We start from the raw sequence: 21,027 nt of genomic DNA on the forward strand, positions 1-21,027 counted from the left end.
TCAACCGCGGACAAAGGCGATCAGTTCCTCAGCCATGCGATCGTTGAATTCCTGACGAAAGCGATTCTTCTTCAGCCATTCAGGGTTTGAGCCGACGGTCTTGTTGGCATCGACGACAATGCCTTTGCTGTCGACGATGAAATAGTCGATGGCGCCGAAATCCAGGTTGAGCCTTTGCCGCACCGCCAGCACCTCCGGCGGGACGGCGCCGCCCACCTCATTGCTCAGGATTTTTGAGCCGGCGCACAACACATCGTCGTAGACCTGCCGCATGTTGACCTCGGCACCGAGCAGGAACATGTAGCGGTGCTTGACGATGGGCAGGTCGAGCGTATCGAAAGCGAACTTTTCCACCATCAGGCGATTGTTGCGCCATACATCCCGCGGAACCTCGCCGATCGTCTGGTAGACCTTATAGGGCGGGCACAGGCGGTCCTTGTAGCCGGGTTCGAAGAGCTTGCGGATGGCATGCGCGCTCCTGGTCAGGCCGTTGCGATGCTGCCACCAGCGCTGCTCTGGTCGGCCCCTGGAGTTGAGGACCGTCTTGACGACAACCGGCCCCTTGTGGCTGTCGCCGGCCTCCAGCTTCAGTGTCGAATAAAGGTGCCGGTGGATGGACAGCGCGCGGCCATTGATGGTGCGGTCGTAGAGGTGGCCGAGACCGCGGTACGTTGACGGCACGATTGTCAGGTCGACATGCAGAAAGGCCACCGGCGCCCGATCTCGGCCGGCCGGCCGGTCGAGCAGGCGCACTTTCAATCCAGCCTGTTCCAGGTAAGGCAGTAACTGCGCGATGCTATAGCTCCGCACCAGTCGGAAATTGCGCAGGCTCTCTACATAGACATCGAGATCTGCGGCAGACACCGAACGCTATTCCTTGATATCGACGCCCGAGAAATCATGGTGATCAAAGGGGTCCATGACATAGCCCGTCACCTGTTCGCGCATCGGCATCGAGACCACGGAGTGGGCGATATCGACCCACGGCATCTGCTCCCTGAAGATCGTTTGCGCCTGCGAATAGAGTTTTGCGCGGGCAGCGGGATCGACGATCCCGGCTGCCTGCTTGAGCAGATCGTCGAAGGCCGGAAAACACCAGTTGGCACGATTGGTGGTGCCGACGCCGGCACAGCCAAGCGGCACCGACAGGAAGTTGTCGGGGTCGCCATTGTCGCCGGTGAAGCCGAACAGCATGGCGCCATCGCGGTCGCGTGACTTCGAGCGGGCAAGGTATTCAGTCCACTCATACGTCACGACTTCCACGGTGACACCGATCTTTGCCAGGTCGGACTGGATCATTTCGGCCATACGCTGCGCATTCGGGTTATACGGACGCTGCACCGGCATCGCCCAGATCTTCATGTGCAGGTCTTTTACGCCGGCATCGGCGAGCCCCCGCCTGGCGGCAGCGGGGTCGAAGACATGATCGGGGCTCGTCTTGTCATAGGCCCAGGAGGTCGGCGGCAGCGGATTGCGTGCGACTTCACCGGTGCCGCGGAACACGACGTCGACCAGCGCCTGGGTGTCGATGGCCATGGCGATCGCCTTCCTCACCCTTGGATCGTCGAAGGGCTTCTGCAAGGTGTTGAAGGCGAGGTATCCTGTGTTGAGGCCCTCCTGCCGCATGACCTTGATACCGGGCGTCGCCTTGATCGCGTCCAGGTCGGCCGGATTTGGATAGGGCATGAGATCGCATTCGCCGGCGCGCAGCTTTTCCATGCGAATGCTGGCATCGGTGGCAATCGCGAAGACGAGATCGTCGGTCTTCGGCTTGCCGCGCCAGTAGTCCGGATTGGCCTTGTAGCGGATGACTGCATCCTGCTGGTAGTCGACAAGCTGGAACGGACCCGTCCCGACCGGCTTCAGCGCCAAGTCGAGAAGCCGCTTCTCTGCGACGAGCTTGTCGGCATATTCCTTGGAAACGACCGAAGCGAAATCCATCGCCAGGTCGGCAAGCATCGGCGAATGCGGCGCCTTCAGCGTCATCACCACAGTATGGTCGTCAAGCTTGCGCCAACCGGCGACAAGATCCGGCATGCCGATGCCGTCGAAGTAAATGTACTGGCGTTTGGCGTAATTGTTGAACGGGTTCTGCGCGTTGGCCTGCCGGTCGAAGGTGAACAGCACGTCATCGGCATTGAAGTCGCGACTAGGCGTAAAGCCCTCGACGATGTGGAATTTCACGCCCTGCCGCAGGTGGAATGTGTAGGTGAGGCCATCGTCGGAAATCTCCCAGCTTTCGGCAAGGCCGGGGCGCACCTTGGTGGTGCCGGGCTCGAACTCGACCATGCGGTTATAGAGAGCGGTGGCCGAGGCGTCGCGGGATCCGGAGGCGAGTGCGGGATCGAACGTATCGGGGCTAACCTCGGTGCAGTAGACCAAGGTCTTGGCTACGGATTGATGGACCGGCAACGCACATGGAAAAAGCGCCGCCAGCAAGAGAACGAAGTGCCTGCGTGTCATGATACCCCCCAGGGTTGGGAAGACGCTAGCAGAAGCCGGCACTGACGGTAAGTAAGCCGGCCGGTCTTTCGCGCGCCAAGACTGTTTTCCACCTTGAGTTGACACAAGGAATTGGCCGCGCCTATGTGAAATGGCGGACAGACCCGGCCGCCGTTTTGCATGAACCTTTCCGCTTCAGCCTGCGACTGACGACCAGGCGCCGCATGGTGCGGGCCGGAAAGGATGCCCCCATGACCAGGACCCCAGAGGCTCCACGGTCTCCGGGACCAACGCAAGCTCAGCGCGACCACCGCCTTCGGGATGGAGTCGATGCGCTGGGCTTTCGGCTGATTCCGTTGACCCTGCGCAGGAGCAGGCGTATCGTGAAGATGAGGAAAGCAGACAATTCGATCAGGGACGAACGTGCCGGAACGCCGCGCCTTGCCCTGTTTCGCGCGGCCGGACCGGATGTTCCTCCCGAAAACTTCGGGGGGAGTTTTATGTCCTGCGATCGCGGCGCGTCCATGTCGTCTCCAAGCGGCGGTTTGCGCCGTTCGCTCCATCTGGCCGGCGGTTTGCTTGCCCTGGCGCTGAGCGCCACGCTCTGGTTGGACACAGCCGCCCAAGCGCAGGAAACCCAGATCATCTATCCCGGCTCGATGGCGGTCACCGGATTTTCCGGCACCGTCATTCCCAATTTCGACTCTGCCGATTCCGAAAGGGGGGGGCTGCCGCCCGGCGTCGACCCGGTCGACGAAACCTTCATCGACACGACGCGCGCCACCTTGCGCGTCTTCGACGTTTCGGCGCTCGGCGGACCGGCTTCCGGCCAGCTCGTCTACACGCCGCCGCCTTTCGAGGTGACGGCCGAACAGATCGGCCAGGTGTTCGCCATTACCTATGATGACGGTGTGCGCGACGGCGTTCCCACGGGCGTCCCCAACCTCTATGCCGGCGCGACCTCGCTGCACGGCATCCGTATCGTCACCCCGGACGAAGATGCCGACGGTCGGCCCGAGCGACAGCGCCGCGGAACCGCAGGCGCCGTCTTCATGGACGGCCAGTTCGGCACCGAAAGCGGTGGCGGTCCGGGCACGATCTGGAAGATCGACGGCATCACCGGCGCGGTCTCCAAATTCGCCGACATTGACACCAACAGCGGTTCCGGCATCGGCGACATCAGCTTCGACAGCAATCACCGCGAGTTCTTCGCCAGCGATCTCGACACCGGCCTCATCCACCGCCTCGACGCCAACGGCACGCTGATCGACACATTCGATCACGGCGTTGCCGGGCGGCCGGCGCATGGGCTGGCTCCCGTCGCCGATGACGGTGCGGTGATGGACATACAGGGTGCTGCCTTCGACTCGGAAGACCCCGACACATGGGGCTACACGCAGGACGAACGCCGCGTCTGGTCCGTCGCCTATCATGGCGGCCGGCTCTATTATTCGGTCGGCGAAAAGGCCGAGATCTGGTCGGTTGGCATTGCCCGCGATGGCAGCTTTGCCGGTGATCCGCGCTGGGAGCTGACGGTCAAGGCCGACAAGGACTACGCCGTCACCGACATCGCCTTCGACAACCAGGGTTTCATGTATCTGGCGCAGCGCGGCCCGGTCGAGAATCGCTACGATTACAGCCAGTTCGCCGATTCCGGCAAGGGCGAGGTCATCCGCTACTGGCGCGAAAACCCGGACGATCCGGCGACGGAATCGGTCTGGGTGGAAGAGCCGCAGGAATATGCGGTCGGCTTCCCGCAAGGCAACCGGCAGTCGGCCGGTGGGCTCGACCTGCAATATGGCTATGACGCCGACGGCAATCTCGACACCGGCGTGTGCACCGACACGCTGGTCAACACCGGCGACAAGCTGCGCGACAACCCGACACTTGCCGACCAACTCGCCGCCGGCGGGCCGCTTGCCGTGCACGGCGTGCAGATCACGCCGACGCCGTTGGTCAAGCCGGCCAACGTGCCGCCTTTCGGCTCGTGGTTCGTCGACTTCGACGGCTATTTCGAAGACCCAGAAGTGGAAGGCCATGTCGGCGACGTCGAGGTCTGGCACCCCTGCGACGGCCGTGCCGGCTATTATGAAGAGATCCCAGGCGGTTATCTGCCGCCGTTCTATCCGCCGGGCTTCCCACCGCCCGGCGATCTGCCTCCGTGCATCGATGTCGAGGATGTTCAGTTCTACTGCACGCCTCGCGGCCTCCAGGCCGACCTCTATCTCCATGACCATGCCGGCTTTGGCGGCGATTCGATCAAAGTCCAGTCCATGACACCAGGCGTCGGGGTGACATCACCCCAGTCGCATGCTCCCGGCAAGCCTTACACGGTCGACATCACCGGCCATTCTCCGGGCGACAGAGTCGATGTTGGACTTTGCTTCTACAGGCAGTCCGACAAGGACAAGGGTGGCTACTACCCTTGCTGCAAGATGACTCTGCCGCTCAGAACCCCAGCCGTCAGCTGCGAACGTTGAGGAGGGAAAGATGAAAAATCTCGCACTTTCCCCGACCGCGAAGAGCAGTCAATCCACCGGCAAGCAGCCAACCGTCATGGAGACCATCATGAAACCCCTGTCATATGCCAGGCGCGGCGCGCGCTGGCTGATGGCGGCCGGTATCGCGGTCGCCATGTTCACCCCTGTGGCAAGCCACGCCGAAGATGCAGTCCCGATCACTCCGGAACTGCGGCTCGACCTCGACAATTCAAAAATCGTCAATCCGAGGCCGGAACGGATCGTGCCGTTCTTCACCAAAACAGGCACACAGAGGAGCTGCGACTACGTCGTCTACTCTCTGAGCTTTGGCCTGCGCGGCGACTCGCAAGGCTTTGCCGACCCAAGCTTTTCGGCCAGGCTGAAGAAACTCCAACTCGACTTCAAGGATCAGCTTCCGCACGGTCTTGCGATCGTCAACGTCAACGTGTCCGGCGACGGCACGGATGCGTCTGGCGGACCGCTGCCGGGTGCGACAATCAGCACCTCGGCTAATCCGAACGATACGGCAACGGTTTCCGATTTCCGGATTTCCACCACCGATCTCGACGGCGCTGGGGCTGGCAATGAACGCGTCATCAATTTCAAGATCACCGCCAAGATCGACCATGCGGCGTTTCCTTCGCCGACCATCGTCGACAACCAGGGCATGATCAAGGTGACGCCGGGCGTCGGCACGGGGGCCATCATCCCGTCGCAGGATCCGGGCAAGCCCGACGACGGCGACTACAAGACCGGGGCCAAGACCTCGATCAAGATCGACCTCACCAATTGTGACAAGCGGCCTCCGCCTCCCGACCGGGAATGTTTCAAGGTGGAGCGCGGCACGGTCGATTGCATGCAAGGCGGCGGCGCGTTCATCTACCACATGCCTGTCGGCCCGGAGATGGGCGGCAAATGGGTGCAGGTATCGACGACGACCCCAGGCATCACCATCATCCCCGACACGCAATTGGTGCCGGCGGGCGGCGGTGTGCTGAACTGGAAGATCGTCGGTGCGTCGCCCGGCGACGTCATCCACCTCATCGTCACCGGCATCGAGACCTATGCCGGCCCGAAGGAGGGCTGGGGACTATGCTGCACGCAGACCATCGACATCGTCATCCCGCGTGACTTGAGATGTCCGCCCAAGGACAAGGAACCGGACCTCAAGGTCGAGAAACGCGCCGACGTGACGCGTTGCACGATGGGCGGCGGCTGCGACTTCACCATCAAGGTCACCAATGTCGGCGACGGGCCGTATCACGGCAAGATCGTGCTCGACGAGGTGACGCTGCCGGCCGGCTCGACTCTGGATTCAGGGCCCAATCCGCCCTGGGTATGCATGCCCGGCGTGACCCCGATGACGTGCACCTATCCGGTGACCACGCTCAATCCGGGGGCCTCCATCAACCTCAAGCTCGGCTTCAAGCCGGCGGGTGGTTGGCAAGGCAGCGCGCTGCGCAACTGCGCCACCTATAACTACGGCGCCAGCGGCAAGCCGCTGTTCGGCAGCCAGCAGAACGATCGCGGCTGTGCCTCGATCCCGATCTGCCGGCGTGGCGACCGCGACCGCGATTGCCGGCCCCCGGTCGACAAGAAGGTCGACCTGATCCTGAAGAAGCGTGCCCGCATCCCGGTCTGCACGCCCGACGGCATCTGCTACTTCGTGATCGACATCATCAACAATGGCAGCGTCCCCTATAATGGGCCGCTGACGGTTATCGACAATTACCCGGGCGGCGCGCCGGCCTCTTCGACCTTCGGCCCGTCTCCGCCCTGGACATGCGGACCGAACGGTCCCGGCCAGTTCCGCTGCGACAATGCAGGCATCGTGCTGATGCCGGGCGCCTCGACGCCGATCGTCGTCAAGGCGGTCATGCCGGCCGGCTACCAGTCGGATTCGGTCGAGAACTGCGCGGCGCTGAAGCCCGTCCCCGGTGAGGTCGACCTCACCAACAACAAGACCTGCGCCAAGGAACGCTTCCGTCATCCCAATGGCGGCAAGCCGACCCTACGCATCACCAAGGTCTGCAATGGCTCGCTCGCCGGTGCGGCGGTGGTTTCCTGCCGCATCACCGTCATCAGCCTTGGCACCTCTGCCCCCACCGGTCCGGTGCGGGTCAACGATGCTGCCACGCTGATATCGGGTGGCGCGCCGGTCCAGATCCAGACCGTCACACCCGACGGTGCGGAATGGGCCTGCGGAGCGGTTCCGGCCAATGCGCTGTCATGCCAGATACCCGGCGCCGCGATGACGCCCGGAACCTCCAGGCACTTCGACGTGACGGTCTTGGCCAATGGCGCGTTCGAGAACTGCGCACGCGGCTCATACGGCCCGGCCCCTGGAGACGACGTCGTCTACCCGATCGGCCAGGCCTGCGCCAAGGGCGGCGGCACGTCCACCATTAGCGTCAAGAAGACCGGCGATGCCGAATGCCAGCCCGGACAACCCTGCTCGTTCGAGATCACCATCACCAATGATGGCCAGACCGCCTTCTCCGGTCCGGTCCGCATCGGCGATGCGATCGGGGTGGACGGGTTGGGGCGGCTGCAAGGCGTCGCGATCACCGCGATCGAGCCGCCCTTCGGCTGCTCGCCCGAACCGACGACCTTGCCGTTGACCTGCATTGCCAATCTGACGCTCGGCGCCGGGGAAAGCCATGTGCACAAGGTCACCGTGGTCCTCCCGGACGCTCCCCTGGCCAATCTGCAGGGCAACGTCAGCGGCCGGAACTGCGTCGGCGTCTTGTCTCCCGACACCAGGGTGCAAGGAGGCGGCGACGTACTGCCCGGCGACCTGACCAACATCCAGGGCGATCGCGGCAAGGCCTATGCCTGCCATCCCTTCACGATCAAGCGCGAGGTGAAGAAGGAATGCTCGCCAGGCTTCGTCATGAACGATGCTGGTCGGTGCGTGTGTCCGGAAGGCACGACGTTCCGCAACGGCCAGTGCTCGCCCGACGGCGGCGTCATCATCCAGCCGAAGGATCCGAGGCCCTGCGTGCTGCTCAAGGGCCAGATCCGCACCGAGGATGGACGCTGTGTCTGCCCGCGCGGAACCGAGCTTGAGAACGGCGCCTGCGTCAAGACCGACAAGCCTGGCTGCACCATCCCCGGTTCGGTCCCGACGTCGGACGGCAATGGCTGCTACTGCCCGGAAGGCACGCATCTCGACCGACAGGCAAATGCCTGCGTGCGCGACAAGCAGAAGCCCGAGCAGTGCAACATACGCGGCCAGGTTCATGACCCCGATGGCGATTGTGTCTGCCCGCGTGGGACAGAGGTGCGCGATAGAGCCTGCCGGCCGATCCGGCCGAAGCCTGAACAGTGCTCGATCCGTGGTCAGATCCACAACGCCAATGGCAATTGTGTCTGCCCGCGGGGTACCGAGGTGCAAGGCAATGCCTGCCGGCAGAAGAAGCCTGTGCTGGAACAATGCGACATACGCGGCCAGGTGCACAACAAGCGCGGCGAGTGTGTTTGCCCGCGCGGCACCCAGGTGATCGACGGCGCATGCCGCAAGCCGAGGCCGCAGGTGGGAGACTGCGCCCCGGGCTCGCAGATGGTCGGCGGCCAGTGCGTGCCGATCATCAAGCGGCGCTGCCCCGAAGGCACCGTTGGTCGGTTCCCGAACTGCAGAGCCATCCGGCAGCAGCCGTCGCTCGACCCGACCCTGTTGCTCAATCCAGGTGTCCTTCAGCAGTTCATACCGAAGCGCACGCCGCAGACGCAGGTACAGCCGCAAAGGGATCCGGCGGCCAACTTCAAGCCATAGGATCTGGATACGAGTCAAAATTCAGAACCCCGCCGGAGCGATCCGGCGGGGTTTTTCCTTGGGCGCGCTGCGGCGATCGGGCGGCCAGGTATTCGCCGAACCCGCTGCCGGGCGCAGCAAATACCGACTTTCCCTTTCCGGGATCATGGTCTAGAGCAGTTCATCGTTTGGTGGAAAAGCCGAACCGCTCTATCTCTTTGTTTTCACGCAATTCCGGACGGAAAGCCGTTCCCACTTTTCTTGGAATTGCTCTAGCAGTCGTCAAGGCCGCGCCCGCAAACAGGGCGCCCAAAGGGGCCGCATCATGAGCAGGAAGACCCTGATCGCGCCATCGGTGCTGGCGTCGAATTTCTCGAAGCTCGGCGACGAGGTCGAGGCGGTGACGGCGGCCGGCGCCGACTGGATCCATCTCGACGTGATGGACGGGCATTTCGTGCCCAACATCACCTTCGGCCCGCCGGTGATCAAGGCCATCCGCAACCGCACCAAGGCCTTTTTCGACTGCCATTTGATGATTGCGCCGGCCGATCCTTATCTGGCCGCCTTTGCCGATGCCGGCTGCGACGGCATGACCGTGCATGCCGAGGCCGGACCGCATCTCGACCGCTCGCTTCAGACCATCAAGGGTCTCGGCAAGAAGGCCGGCGTATCGCTCAATCCGGCGACGCCGGAAAGTGCGATCGAATATGTGCTCGACCGGCTCGACCTGATCCTGATCATGACCGTCAATCCGGGCTTTGGCGGCCAGGCCTTCATCCCGGCCATGGTCGACAAGGTCAAGCGGGTGAAAGCGCTGATCGGCAACCGGCCGATTCGCATCGAGGTCGACGGCGGCGTGTCGCCGGAAACCGCCCCCCTGGTCACATCAGCCGGCGCCGATGTGCTGGTGGCAGGCGCCGCCATCTTCAAGGGCGGCAGCGTCGAAGCCTACCGGGCCAATATAGAAGCCATCCGAACCGCGGCCGACCGGGCTGCCGGCTGACATCAGTTCCAGGGCAAGTTCCCGGCTGGTAGGTTCTCCTCGGCCTGATCTCCCTGCCTGATCCTTCGATCTCCCAAAAAGCCGTTAACGGGTGGCAGCCGCAAGGGCATCGCGGCAAGCGACAGGATCGCGGCATCCGGCACTAGTTTTGGCCCATAAATCTAGTGGATAACTGCCGAAGGGATCTGCATGCGGGGAGAGGTCAATCCGGCGGCATGACGCGCGTTAAGAAAAAATTATCCGTATTCGGGATCTCGAAGCTGTTTCTCGAGGGCACCTGCCATGCTGGCAGACAAACTTTCTTCAGAAGAACAAGTTTTTCACGATTTTAGTTACTTCCGGCGGATAAGATGCGGTCAACCTTCCTCTTTAAGTCGAATATCGTGATCTTTCGCTTGAGGGGCGGATGCCTTAGGAGTTACAGTAAATTTACAGGGGAAATCGTTTGCTTCGCGAACGGGCTAGCGGAGCATGGGAGAGCTACAGGAGTCGTATTGACCTACGGATCTGCCGATGTGAGCGAAGGCGCGGGACCCAAGAGCACACTCGCTAGTACGGTCTATCAACAGCTTCGCGACGATCTCCTGCGCGGCGTGTTTGAAAGTGAAAGCAAGCTTCGTGTCGAATGGGTGGTTTCCCGTTACGGCGCCGGCGCCTCACCGGTTCGCGAGGCCCTCAACCGACTTGCTTCGGAAGGCCTGCTCGGCCGCCACGACCAGCGCGGTTTCTTCATCATGCCGGTCAGTGCCCCAGAACTCGAGGAATTGACGCGCACCCGCTGCTGGCTGGAAGAGCGGGCGCTGCGTGAATCCATTGCCAACCGCACCGGCGAATGGGAAGAGCAGCTCGTGCTGGCCTTGCATCGCCTGGCGCGTGCCCCGCGCCGCTTGCCGGAGGATCCGTCCTCGAACAATCCGGAATGGGAAAAGCTGCACCGCGCCTTCCATCGGGCACTGATCGCAGGCTGCCGCTCGCATTGGCTGACCGGCTTTTGCGACCAGCTTTCGGATCAGGCCTCCCGTTACCGGCTGATCTCCCAGGACGGCAGCGAGCGCGACGAAATCAGTGAACATCGGCTGATTGCGGAGCGCACGGTGGATGGCGATGCCGACGGCGCCGTTGAAGCCCTCCTCAACCACTACCGTCTGACGGCAGCCATGTGCATGGAGCGCTTCAACGACAGCGGCGATCCACGCGTGAGCGCCACCAAGGCGCTGCGCAGCCGCAGATAGAAGCGCTTCCGGTCCGCTATCCAAAATCCGCCCGCTATCCAAAATCGCCCGCTATCCAAGTCCGCTTGCCTTCATCTGATCGGCGGCAAACCCGATTTCACGTTTTTGCCGGACGGAGGCGAAATCGTTTCCTTTGTTCCAAGGCCATGCGCTAGAGCCGGATGATTTCAGGCCGAATCGACCTGAAATCATCCGGCTAAATCAAAGGGTAGAGCATGTCCTCCGAAAACCGCTTCACACTTTTCGGCATCATGCTCTAGGGAAGGCGCATGACCAATCACCTGTTCGACGCGTTCCGCAGCCGGATTTCAGCCTCCGAGCGCATCCTGATGGCGACCGATGACGGACGCGCGATCGCCTATCGCGACATGCTGGCGCAATCGGCACAGCTGGCACATGCGCTGAGGCATTTCGGCGTCGAGCCTGGCGACCGCGTTGCCGTGCAGGTCGAAAAAAGCCCCGAATGCATTTTCCTTTACCTCGCCTGCCTGCGCGCCGGCGCGGTCTTCCTGCCGCTCAACACCGCCTACACGCTGGCCGAACTCGGCTATTTCTTCGGGGATGCCGAGCCGCGGCTGGTCGTCTGCGACCCGGCCCGCGCCGGCGCTATCGCGCCGTTGGCGCAGGCGTCGGGTGCTGCCACCGTCACGCTTGGCAGCAATGGTGAGGGCTCGCTGACCGCACTGGCGGCACAACAGCCCACGGATTTCGACGCCGTGGCGCGCGGGCCGGACGATCTGGCCGCAATCCTTTACACATCCGGCACCACCGGACGCTCCAAGGGCGCCATGCTCAGCCATGAAAACCTGGCCTCCAATGCGCGCGTGCTGGTCGAGCAATGGCGTTTCACCGGGGATGACGTGCTGATCCACGCGTTGCCGATCTTCCATACGCACGGCTTGTTCGTCGCCACCAACGTCACCCTGATGGCCGGCGCCTCGATGCTGTTCGAGCGGAAATTCGACGCCGGCCGCATCGTCTCGCTCTTGCCCCGCGCGACAGTGATGATGGGGGTGCCGACCTTCTATACCAGGCTCCTGCAGCAGGACGGGCTGGATGCCCAGGCGGCGAAGAACATCCGCCTGTTCGTTTCCGGCTCGGCGCCGCTGCTCGCCGAAACGCACAAGGCCTGGCGCGAGCGCACCGGCCACGCCATTCTCGAGCGCTACGGCATGACCGAGACCAACATGAACACGTCGAACCCCTATGAGGGCGAGCGTCGGGCCGGCACGGTCGGCTTCCCGCTGCCCGGCGTTTCGCTGCGCATCGCCGACCCTGACAGCGGCGATGCGCTTGGCCAGGGTGAAGTCGGCATGATCGAGGTCAAAGGTCCGAATGTCTTTTCCGGCTATTGGCGCATGCCGGAAAAAACCAAGGCGGAGTTTCGTAAGGACGGCTTCTTCATCACCGGCGACCTCGGCATCATCGACGCGGACGGCTACGTCCACATCGTCGGCCGCGGCAAGGATCTCATTATCTCCGGCGGCTACAACATCTATCCCAAGGAGATCGAGAGCGAGATCGACGCCGTTGCCGGCGTCTTGGAAAGTGCCGTCATCGGAATTGCCCATCCCGATTTCGGCGAAGGCGTCACCGCTGTCGTGGTGCGGGCGCCGGCATCGCAGATCACCGGGGCCGAGATCGTTGGCGCCATTGCCGGCCAGCTGGCCAAATACAAGCACCCGAAGCAGGTGATCTTCGTCGATGAGCTGCCGCGCAACACGATGGGCAAGGTGCAGAAGAACCTGCTGCGCGAGACCTACAAGGGTCTCTACGGCTAATCCATAGCCGGCTAATGTCTTTGCCCAAGCGCTTCGCCTGGACATCTGTTCGCGGTTCGGCAGTGGCGCCTTTTACCTGCGCGGCTTTTTCACCCGAGTGCTGGAACCCCACAAAGCGCGGTTCAGCAGGCTGCGTTTGCGCTTGCGCGGGATGAGGTCGACGTCGCTGACGAGCTTGGCGCCGCCCTCCCGCCGCTCCAGGGTGATCTTGCGGCTGTGGAAGGCTTCGAGCTCCGCACGATGCGCCACGCTGATGATGGTGACGTCAGGCAGTTCGCGGATCACCGTCAACATCATCGTGTCCTGGCTCTTCTCGTCGAGCGCCGAAGTCGCTTCATCCAGCACCACGATATCGGGGCGATGCAGCAGCAGGCGCGCGAAGGCGAGGCGTTGCTTTTCGCCGCCCGACAGCGTCTGGTCCCATGGCGCCTCTTCCTTGATCCTGCCGGTGAGATAGCCAAGCCCCACCTTGTCGAGGGCAGCCTTGATTTGCTTGATGGTCCACTTGTCCGCCGCCGCGGGATAGGCGACCGCGCGGCGAAGCGTTCCGGAAGGGATGTAGGGGCGTTGCGGCAGCATGAACAGGCGCCTGTCGGTGTGGAAATTGACGCTGCCGCCGCCCCATGGCCACAGGCCCGCGACGGCCCGCACCAGCGTCGACTTGCCTGAACCGGATTCGCCTGAAACCAGCACCCGCTCGCCCGGCTCGATCACGACCTCGGTTTCCTTGACTACGGAGGTGCCGTCGTCGAGTGTCACGGAAAGATTGTCGAGGCTGAGGATGGCGCCGTCTTCCGCTTCGCCCCGGTTGATGCGTCCGAGCGCATCGCTCTGCTCGGCGCGCTCGAGCCCGTCGAGCGACACCATCAGCGAGGCAATGCGCCGCGCGGAGGCGTTCCAGTCGGCGAGGCGCGGATAGTTGTCGACCAGCCAGCCGAACGCGCCTTGCACGATGCCAAAGGCAGACGCCGCCTGCATCACCTCGCCAAGCGTCATCGAGCCTTCGAGGAATTTTGGCGCGCACAAAAGGATCGGCACGACCGGCGCAAACAGGCTCGATCCCTGCGACACCGCGGCCGTGCGCATGTGCTGTCCGGTCAGCAGCGCCCATTGCCTCAGCACATGGCCGAAATTCCTGTCGATGCCGCTGCGCTCCTCGTCCTCGCCTCCCAGCAAGGCGATGCTCTCGCCGTTTTCGCGCACGCGCGTCAGCGTGTAGCGCAGTTCGGCCTCCGCCTGGTTCTTCCGCTCGGAGAGCTGGACGAAATCGCGGCCGATGACCACCATCGAGGTCGAGGTGATGGCGGCATAGATGATCGCGGTGATGACCAGAAAGCCGGGAATGGTGATGCTCTCGCCGCCGATCGGCAGGGTGAGCGCGCCGCCGATGGTCCACAGCACGACGATAAAGGTCGAGGCCGACAGGAACGCGTTGAGGACGCCGGCGGTGAAATCGACCGGCGACTCGGTGGCGATGCGCAGATCCTCGGTCATGCGGGCCTCGGGGTTCTGGTGGTCGCCGCCCACGAGGTTCAGCTGGTAGTAGCGGCCGTTTGCCAGCCAGCGCGCGACGACCCCGGTGGTCAGCCAGGAACGCCAGCGGCGCTGGATCGTCATGCGCAGGTAGACCTGCGCGACGACAAGGCTGCCGCTGCAGATCACCAGCGGCACGAATACGGCGCTGAGGAGATAGACCGTGCGGGCGTTGCGCTGCTCGAGGGCATCGAACATCGAGCGGTTCCAGACATTGATGCCATACTGGAAACCGATGTTGATGCAGATCAGCAGCAGCACTCCGATCGTCAAAGGCCAGGCGAGCTTGTCGCCATGCCTCCCCCAATAGCCGCGCCCGCTGATCCAGAAACGCCGCAGCAGATATTTCTTGCGCGCCTGCTCGGCCTGCTCAGGCGTCAGCTTGGGATCGGGTTCGACGGCATCCGGCGGCGGCGCAGCCTCGCCAACGGGCTCGGACGTGGCTTCGGCGGCCGATGCTTTTTTCTCGCGCGGCGTGTCCTCGCGCGGTCCATCTCCGCGCGTTTGCCGTGACGGCTTTTCCCGACGCGACTTCGTGGCATCGCGCGCTCCGACACCATCGGCCGGTTTCGATTTGGGTTTTGCCTCGGACATATGCCCCGACAACGACCTCCATATCAAAAGGTTTCATGGTATGCGCCTGCCCGACGTTTCAGGAACGCCCGTCATTGCGGATATAAAAGCCCAACGACATGTTCTGCGATGGCGAGGCTGGCAGTAAGGCCAGGGCTCTCGATGCCGAACAGATTGACGATCTGACCGCCCCCGTGGTCAGCCGGTCCCTGGATGACGAAGTCGGCGGCCGGCTGGCCCGGACCGGACAGTTTCGGCCTGACGCCGGCATAGGCCGGTTGCAGGGCGCCGTCCGCCAGGCCGGACCAGTAGCGCCTGATTTCGTCGTAGAAGGCAGCGCCTCGTGCGGGATCGACGGTATAGTCGACGCGATCGATCCATTCGACATCCGGGCCAAAGCGCGCGCTCCCCGACATGTCGAGGGTCAGATGCACGCCGAGGCCGCCATGGACCGGCACCGGATAGATCAGCCGCGAAAAGGGCGAGCGGCCGGAAAGCGCGAAATAATTGCCGCGCGCCAGCCACAGCGGCGGAACACGGTCTTGCGGGAGGCCTTCGATGCGGCCGGCGAGCGCCTGCGCGTCGAGGCCGGCGGCGTTGATGAAGGCGCCGGTCTTCAAGGTGAAACCCTCGCCATCGGCGTCGCGCGTGTCGATCCGGATGCCGTCCGCTTCGATGCTCGCGCCTGAGACAACGGTGAGCAAGGCGAAAGATGCGCCGGCCGCTTCCGCGTCTCCACGCAATGACAGCATCAGCGCCTGGCTGTCGACGATGCCGGTTGACGGCGACAGCAGCGCGCCGGCGCAGCTCAGCGCCGGTTCCAGGCTTTCGGCCTCTGCGCGCGTCAAAAGCTTGAGGTCACCGACTCCGCATTGCGCCGCGTTGATCTGGATCGCCTGCAGTTTGTCCAACTGGTCGGGTTCGACGGCAACGATCAGTTTGCCGGTGCGATGATGGGCGACGTCGTGCTCGCGGCAATAGGCATAGAGACGCTCGCGGCCGTTGACGCAGAGACGGGCCTTCAGGCTGCCCGGCGTATAATGAAGCCCGGCATGGATGACTTCCGAATTGCGCGAACTGGTGCCCGTGCCGATGGCTGCGGCCTTCTCGACCACCAGCACCTCGCGGCCCGACAGCGCCAGCGCGCGGGCAATGGCGAGGCCGACAACACCGGCGCCAGCGACAACGCAGTCGACATCATGCATAAGTGGACTTTAGCGCGAACTTCCCGCGCCTGCAAAAACCTTGTCGCCGCCGATCCAGACGCCGGTGACGTCGAGGGCGTCCGACAGAGCGACGATATCGGCAGCCGTGCCATTGGCGAAGCGGCCGATCCGGTGGGCCTGGCGGACCGCCTGCGCCGGATAGAGCGAGGCCATGCGCAACGCTTCCGACAGGTCCAGCCCGACGATCCGGTGGACGTAGCGAACCGCCGAGATCATATCGAGATCGGCGCCGGCCAGCGTGCCGTCGGCCAGCCGCAGACTGCCATCCTTGCGATAGATGATGCGGCCGTTGAGGGTGAACGATGTCATGTCGGTGCCGATCGTCGCCATGGCGTCGGTGACCAGCACGATCCTGCCCGGCCCCTGCTTGGCGCGCAGCGCGATTGCCATGGTGGCGGGATCGACATGGATGCCGTCGGCGATGATCCCGGCCGACAGACTGCCTATGTCGATGGCCGCACCCGCCAGCCCCGGCTCACGGTTGCCGATCTGGCTCATGGCGTTGAACAGATGTGTGACCACGCTGGCGCCGGCATCGGCAAAGGCTCTGGCCGTGGCGTAGCCGGTGTCGGAATGGCCGAGGCTGACAATCACACCGGCCTTGGCCAAGGCCGCAACGCGGGCAGGCTCGACGGATTCAGGCGCTATCGTCGTCAGCAGCACCGGCAGGTTTTTGCGTGCCGCGACCAGCGCCGCTTCATCCGCATCCGTCATCGGCCGGATCAGCGCCGGTTCATGCGCGCCCTTGCGGGCGACGGAGAGATGCGGCCCTTCGAGATGCAGGCCGAGAAATCCCGGCAGTTTTTGCCGTGCCGCCCCGGTGCCGGCGGCAATGGCCGCGGCGGTGATGTCAGGCGTATCTGTGATCAGCGTCGGCAGCAGTGCGGTCGTGCCGAACGGCGCATGCGCCCGGCAGATTGTTGCCAGCGAGGCGACATCGGGATGGTCGTTGAGCATGACGCCGCCGCCGCCATTGACCTGCAGGTCGACAAAACCCGGCACCAGCATGCCGCCCCCGGCGTCGATGCGGGCAACGCCCGACGGAATGGCGCCGACGGGATGAATGCCTTCGACCACATCGCCGTGCACGACAAGGGCGGCGTTGTCATGCCAGTCGTCGCCATCGAAAATTCGGGCGCCAGTCAGGGCAAAACGGTCGCTCATACGGTTTCCGTCACCTTGCGCAGATTGCGCGGTACATCCGGATCGAGGCCGCGATGGCGGGCGAAGGCTTCGACGAAGCCGTAGAAGGAGACGATCAGCGTCAGCGGGTCAGTCAAGGGATGACCGGTGGCGACATGCGGCAGCCGCGCCGCGCTCTTGGCTTTGTCCGAGGTTACAAAAACGGCTGCACCCTTGCCGGCAAGGTTGTCGGCAGCCTCTGCCACGGACGGCTCGGAGGCATCGCGGGCGGCGAGCGCCAGCACCGGGAAGCCTGGCCCGACCAGGGCCAGCGGGCCGTGCATGACTTCGGCGGCGCTATAGGCCTCTGCATGCATGCCGCAGGTCTCCTTGAATTTCAGCGCCGCCTCGTTGGCCATCGCCGCCGACGGGCCACGTCCTAGGATGAACAGCGATTGCGGCGTCTCCAATGCGCCGGCCAGCGCCATCCAGTCGCAGGCGATCGCCTTGCTGAAATGCTCGGGCAGGCGGGCAAGGGCGGCCAGCAGTCTGTCGTCGCCGGTGCAATGCGCCATCAGCGCCAGGCCGGCGACCGCCGAATTGACGAATGTCTTGGTCGCCGCGACGCTGCGCTCGGGGCCGGCCAGAATGTCGATGGCAAAATCCGAAGCCCGCGCCAGCGGCGAATCGGCGGTGTTGGTGATGGCGACGGTGAGCGCACCGCCGGCTCGTGCCGTCTCGGCCATGGCGACGATATCAGGGCTTTTGCCGGATTGCGAGATGGCGAGGCAAGCCGAACCGGCGAGCTTGAGCTTGGCGCCGTAGATCGAGGCGACCGATGGACCGACCGAAGCGACGGCCAGGCCGGCGGTCAGTTCGACGGCATATTTCATGAAGGTGGCGGCATGGTCGGACGAACCGCGCGCGACGGTAACGACGAAGCTCGGATCGCGCTCGCGAATGCCGCGTCCGGCCTCGGTCAGCACCGCCGCCGAGCCATCGAGCAGACGCGCGACGGCTTGCGGAATTTCGTCGATCTCGCGCCGCATATGGGTGGTCTTGGGGATCATGGTCGGCCCTCTTCGCTCGGCCCTGTCAGGCGCAGTTCGGCGACGAAATCATAGGCGTCGCCGCGGTAGATGGAGCGGGTGAACTCGATCACCTTGCCGCTCGCGAGATAGGAAATGCGTTCGATGTGCAGGCCGGCAATGCCGGATGGCACTTCGAGCAGACGCGCATCGGCGTCGCCGAGATTGGCGGCGGAAATGCGCTGCACCGCCCGCACCGGCCGGTTGCCGGTCAGTTGCAGCGCCGCATAGAGTGACGAGCCTATCCCGGCCGGATCCGGCAGCACGCTGGCCGACAACGAGGCGCGCTCGATGGCCAGCGGCGTGTCGTTTGCGATGCGCAGGCGCGCCACGCGCGCCACCAGCTCGTTCGAGGACAGGCCGAGCACCATCATCTCGTCGGGCGAGGGCGGGTAGAGGTCGCGGTCGAGCCAGGCTGAACGCACCGCCATGCCGCGCCTTGCCATGTCCTCGGTGAATGAAGTGAGCCTGGACAGCGACTGCTCGACGCGCTCCATGCGCGGCGCCACGAAGGTGCCGGAGCCGTGGCGCTGCACGAGGATGCCGCCCTTGACTAGGTCCTGCACCGCCTTGCGGACGGTGACGCGCGAAATGTCGGCCTTGGTGGCGATGTCGCGCTCGGAAGGCAGCGCATCGCCCGGCCCGATCAGGCCGCGATTGACGGCGTCCTCGATGCTTTTCCTGAGCTGCAGGTAGAGCGGGGCGCCGCTCTGCGACGACTGCCTCAGCGTGGCGAAGATCTGGTCGGCGGCATCGCTCATCGCGTCGCCTCCGCTTTGACGAAGATGCGGGCCGCCATCTGCACGGCGCCGCCCAGGGCATCGTCGAGCGGCGCTTTCAGCAGCGCCTGGTAGCGCTGGGAAAGGCGCGGCCCATAGAGCGGCGCCAGCCCGCCGAGCAGGCAGAGCGGGGCGTCATCAGAGAGGTCGAGCGCGTGGAGCGACGCCTCGACATCGGCAACCGACTTGTCCACGATCCAGTTGGCGACGCTGTCGCCCTTCTCGGCATGCTCGAAAACCTTGGGCGCGAAGCCGCCGAAATCGCCGGGCTTGGCATTGGTGGTGAACTCGACCACGTCTTCGGGATTGTTGCGGAAAATGGCCATCATGCTGTCGGTCAGGGCTGAGCGCGGCCGGACGCCGTCATGGGCGAGCAGCGTCTGCTCCAGCAGGTCGCGGCCGATCCGGGCGCCGCTGCCTTGATCACCGACCTGAAAGCCCCAGCCGCCGATGGCGCGCGACGTGCCGCCCTTGCGCGCCATATAGGCGGTGCCGGTGCCGAGGATGGCCATGGCGCCGTCACCAGAGCCGACTGCCCCTTCGAGCGCGATCTCGGCGTCCGTCTCGACGCGGCTGATGCTGAACGGCAGGATCGCTTCAAGCTGCTGGCGATAGGTGCCGACATTGGCGCCGGCAAGGCCGAGAATGGCTGGTGTCTGCGGGATCAGGTCCGGATCTTGCCCGGCGGCGATGAAGGCCTGGCGAGCAGCCTCGACGATGTGGGTGCGAGCGCCGGTGAGATCGGTGCGGATGTTGGCGGCGCCGCTTTTGGCATGGCCAATGACAACGCCATCGCCTGTCGCAAGGGCTGCCCTGCAGCTGGTGCCGCCGCCGTCGATACCGAGCACGAATTTCACGCGATGTCTCCTCCGGGCGGATAATACCAATAAAATACCAATAGCCAAGGGATTAATTTCCGTTTCAAAAAGATTAAGGCGCATCAGGTTGAAAAACCGGGGAATTTTGCCGGCTCAACGATTTCCAGTTCGCAATTTCGTTAATGCGTGTGGACAAGTGGTATTTTTTTGGTATTGTTCTTCCATCGGAGGGACAGGGATGACCGAACCGCGCACCGAAGCGCTTCACAGCAATGCCGAGGGACTGGACATCCAGGCCCCGGACGCCATCCTTTCTTCTTTGGTCAATGCGCAGATCGAGGCCGCCAAGGCTGTGCGCGACGCCATTCCCGCCATCGCCGCCGCAGCCGAAATCATCGCCGGGCGGCTGAACGGCGGCGGCAAGCTCGCCTATGCTGCGGCCGGCAGCTCCGGCCTGATGGCGCTGGCCGACGCGCTGGAGTTGCCCGGCACCTTCGGCATCAAGCGCGAACGCATCGCCATCCTCATCGCCGGTGGCGACGACGCTTTCAAGACCCTGGCCGGCGGACCGGAAGACGACACCGACGAAGCCTCGACGGCAATTGCCGGCGCCGGCATCGGCAAGGGCGACTGCCTGATCGCCATTTCGGCCAGCGGCTCGACGCCTTATGCGGTGCAGGCGCTGAAGGATGCGCGCAGCCGGGGCGCGGCAACCATCGCCATTGCCAACAACAAGGACACGCCCCTGCTCAGGCTGGCCGACGTCGCCATCCTGCTCGAGACGCCACCGGAGGTGATTGCCGGCTCGACGCGCATGGGCGCCGGCACTGCCCAGAAGATCGCGCTCAACATGCTGTCGACGCTTACCGCCATTCATCTCGGCCATGTCCATGACGGCTACATGGTCAATCTCACCGCCGACAACATCAAGCTGCGCGACCGCGCGGCTCGCATCGTCGCCGCTATCAGCGGCCGCGACCGGCAAGACGCCGTGCGGCTGCTCGAAGCGAGCGGCGGCGTCGTCAAGACAGCCATTCTGCTCGCCGCCGGCGCTGCCAACGCCGTTGCGGCCGAGAAGATACTGGAAGGGACCGGCCAGAAGCTGCGGCCAGCCCTTTCCGCGATCGAGGGGAACAAGGGCGTGAAGGCCCCTGTTCTCAAAACCGAACCTGAAAAAGGTCAACAGGGAGACTAGC

At 64.0% G+C, this 21,027-nt stretch carries 14 protein-coding genes; 6 read left to right on the forward strand and 8 right to left on the reverse strand.

Going from position 1 to position 21,027, the window contains the following annotated elements; translation table 11 throughout:
* A complete protein-coding gene (locus NKJ77_RS16615) occupies nucleotides 1-864 on the reverse strand; it encodes a hypothetical protein (RefSeq protein ID WP_352535469.1) in 864 nt (287 codons plus the stop codon).
* Nucleotides 865-870: 6 nt separating this feature from the next.
* Entirely contained in the window at nucleotides 871-2,463 is a 1,593-nt protein-coding gene (locus NKJ77_RS16620) for an ABC transporter substrate-binding protein (protein WP_352535470.1), read from the reverse strand.
* A gap of 203 nt (nucleotides 2,464-2,666) precedes the next feature.
* Between NKJ77_RS16620 and NKJ77_RS16625 the strand changes: the two genes are divergently transcribed.
* The 5 genes from NKJ77_RS16625 (at nucleotide 2,667) to NKJ77_RS16645 (ending at nucleotide 12,692) form a co-directional block, all read left to right on the forward strand.
* Entirely contained in the window at nucleotides 2,667-4,922 is a 2,256-nt protein-coding gene (locus NKJ77_RS16625; protein ID WP_031199268.1) for a hypothetical protein, read from the forward strand.
* A gap of 10 nt (nucleotides 4,923-4,932) precedes the next feature.
* On the forward strand, nucleotides 4,933-8,697 hold the full coding sequence (locus tag NKJ77_RS16630; protein WP_352535471.1) for a DUF7929 domain-containing protein: 3,765 nt from the start codon (nucleotides 4,933-4,935) through the stop codon (nucleotides 8,695-8,697).
* Nucleotides 8,698-9,001: 304 nt separating this feature from the next.
* Entirely contained in the window at nucleotides 9,002-9,679 is a 678-nt protein-coding gene (rpe, locus tag NKJ77_RS16635) for a ribulose-phosphate 3-epimerase (protein ID WP_023823849.1), read from the forward strand.
* A gap of 494 nt (nucleotides 9,680-10,173) precedes the next feature.
* Nucleotides 10,174-10,911, forward strand: coding sequence for a GntR family transcriptional regulator (locus tag NKJ77_RS16640; protein WP_023694237.1), 738 nt, complete (start codon nucleotides 10,174-10,176; stop codon nucleotides 10,909-10,911).
* 269 nt (nucleotides 10,912-11,180) lie between these two features.
* The gene (locus NKJ77_RS16645; protein WP_031195257.1) at nucleotides 11,181-12,692 is read left to right on the forward strand and encodes a malonate--CoA ligase; all 1,512 of its coding nucleotides are present in this window, start codon (nucleotides 11,181-11,183) and stop codon (nucleotides 12,690-12,692) included.
* A 72-nt stretch (nucleotides 12,693-12,764) separates the two neighbouring features.
* Here NKJ77_RS16645 and NKJ77_RS16650 read toward each other — a convergent pair whose 3' ends face one another.
* The 6 genes from NKJ77_RS16650 to NKJ77_RS16675 all read right to left on the reverse strand — a co-directional run bounded on the left by NKJ77_RS16650 (nucleotide 12,765) and on the right by NKJ77_RS16675 (nucleotide 19,870).
* Nucleotides 12,765-14,819, reverse strand: coding sequence for an ABC transporter ATP-binding protein/permease (locus NKJ77_RS16650; RefSeq protein WP_352535472.1), 2,055 nt, complete (start codon nucleotides 14,817-14,819; stop codon nucleotides 12,765-12,767).
* A 71-nt stretch (nucleotides 14,820-14,890) separates the two neighbouring features.
* Complete coding sequence (locus tag NKJ77_RS16655) at nucleotides 14,891-16,003, reverse strand: NAD(P)/FAD-dependent oxidoreductase (RefSeq protein ID WP_023834395.1); 1,113 nt, start codon at nucleotides 16,001-16,003, stop codon at nucleotides 14,891-14,893.
* 9 nt (nucleotides 16,004-16,012) lie between these two features.
* Entirely contained in the window at nucleotides 16,013-17,188 is a 1,176-nt protein-coding gene (gene nagA, locus NKJ77_RS16660; RefSeq protein ID WP_023831223.1) for an N-acetylglucosamine-6-phosphate deacetylase, read from the reverse strand.
* A complete protein-coding gene (locus NKJ77_RS16665) occupies nucleotides 17,185-18,216 on the reverse strand; it encodes an SIS domain-containing protein (protein ID WP_023684262.1) in 1,032 nt (343 codons plus the stop codon). Before NKJ77_RS16665 ends, nagA begins: the two co-directional genes overlap by 4 nt.
* On the reverse strand, nucleotides 18,213-18,995 hold the full coding sequence (locus tag NKJ77_RS16670) for a GntR family transcriptional regulator (protein WP_023668847.1): 783 nt from the start codon (nucleotides 18,993-18,995) through the stop codon (nucleotides 18,213-18,215). The genes NKJ77_RS16665 and NKJ77_RS16670 overlap by 4 nt, the downstream gene beginning before the upstream one ends.
* A complete protein-coding gene (locus NKJ77_RS16675) occupies nucleotides 18,992-19,870 on the reverse strand; it encodes a glucosamine kinase nucleotide-binding domain-containing protein (protein WP_352535473.1) in 879 nt (292 codons plus the stop codon). Before NKJ77_RS16675 ends, NKJ77_RS16670 begins: the two co-directional genes overlap by 4 nt.
* 199 nt (nucleotides 19,871-20,069) lie before the next feature.
* Here NKJ77_RS16675 and NKJ77_RS16680 point away from each other — a divergent pair, with 199 nt between their 5' ends.
* Nucleotides 20,070-21,026: an N-acetylmuramic acid 6-phosphate etherase gene (locus NKJ77_RS16680; protein ID WP_023729668.1), complete on the forward strand. Its 957-nt coding sequence runs from the start codon at nucleotides 20,070-20,072 to the stop codon at nucleotides 21,024-21,026.
* The last annotated feature ends 1 nt before the right edge of the window (nucleotide 21,027 follow it).

This window comes from Mesorhizobium sp. M0052, assembly GCF_040323255.1.
Lineage (GTDB): Bacteria > Pseudomonadota > Alphaproteobacteria > Rhizobiales > Rhizobiaceae > Mesorhizobium.

Excerpts from the sequence above, each read along its gene's own strand:
- NKJ77_RS16620 (WP_352535470.1), bottom strand. The coding sequence starts at position 2,463 with ATGACACGCAGGCACTTCGTTCTCTTGCTGGCGGCGCTTTTTCCATGT.
- NKJ77_RS16625 (WP_031199268.1), top strand. The coding sequence starts at position 2,667 with ATGGTGCGGGCCGGAAAGGATGCCCCCATGACCAGGACCCCAGAGGCT.
- NKJ77_RS16630 (WP_352535471.1), top strand. The coding sequence starts at position 4,933 with ATGAAAAATCTCGCACTTTCCCCGACCGCGAAGAGCAGTCAATCCACC.
- rpe (WP_023823849.1), top strand. The coding sequence starts at position 9,002 with ATGAGCAGGAAGACCCTGATCGCGCCATCGGTGCTGGCGTCGAATTTC.
- NKJ77_RS16645 (WP_031195257.1), top strand. The coding sequence starts at position 11,181 with ATGACCAATCACCTGTTCGACGCGTTCCGCAGCCGGATTTCAGCCTCC.
- NKJ77_RS16650 (WP_352535472.1), bottom strand. The coding sequence starts at position 14,819 with ATGTCCGAGGCAAAACCCAAATCGAAACCGGCCGATGGTGTCGGAGCG.
- NKJ77_RS16655 (WP_023834395.1), bottom strand. The coding sequence starts at position 16,003 with ATGCATGATGTCGACTGCGTTGTCGCTGGCGCCGGTGTTGTCGGCCTC.
- nagA (WP_023831223.1), bottom strand. The coding sequence starts at position 17,188 with ATGAGCGACCGTTTTGCCCTGACTGGCGCCCGAATTTTCGATGGCGAC.
- NKJ77_RS16665 (WP_023684262.1), bottom strand. The coding sequence starts at position 18,216 with ATGATCCCCAAGACCACCCATATGCGGCGCGAGATCGACGAAATTCCG.
- NKJ77_RS16670 (WP_023668847.1), bottom strand. The coding sequence starts at position 18,995 with ATGAGCGATGCCGCCGACCAGATCTTCGCCACGCTGAGGCAGTCGTCG.
- NKJ77_RS16680 (WP_023729668.1), top strand. The coding sequence starts at position 20,070 with ATGACCGAACCGCGCACCGAAGCGCTTCACAGCAATGCCGAGGGACTG.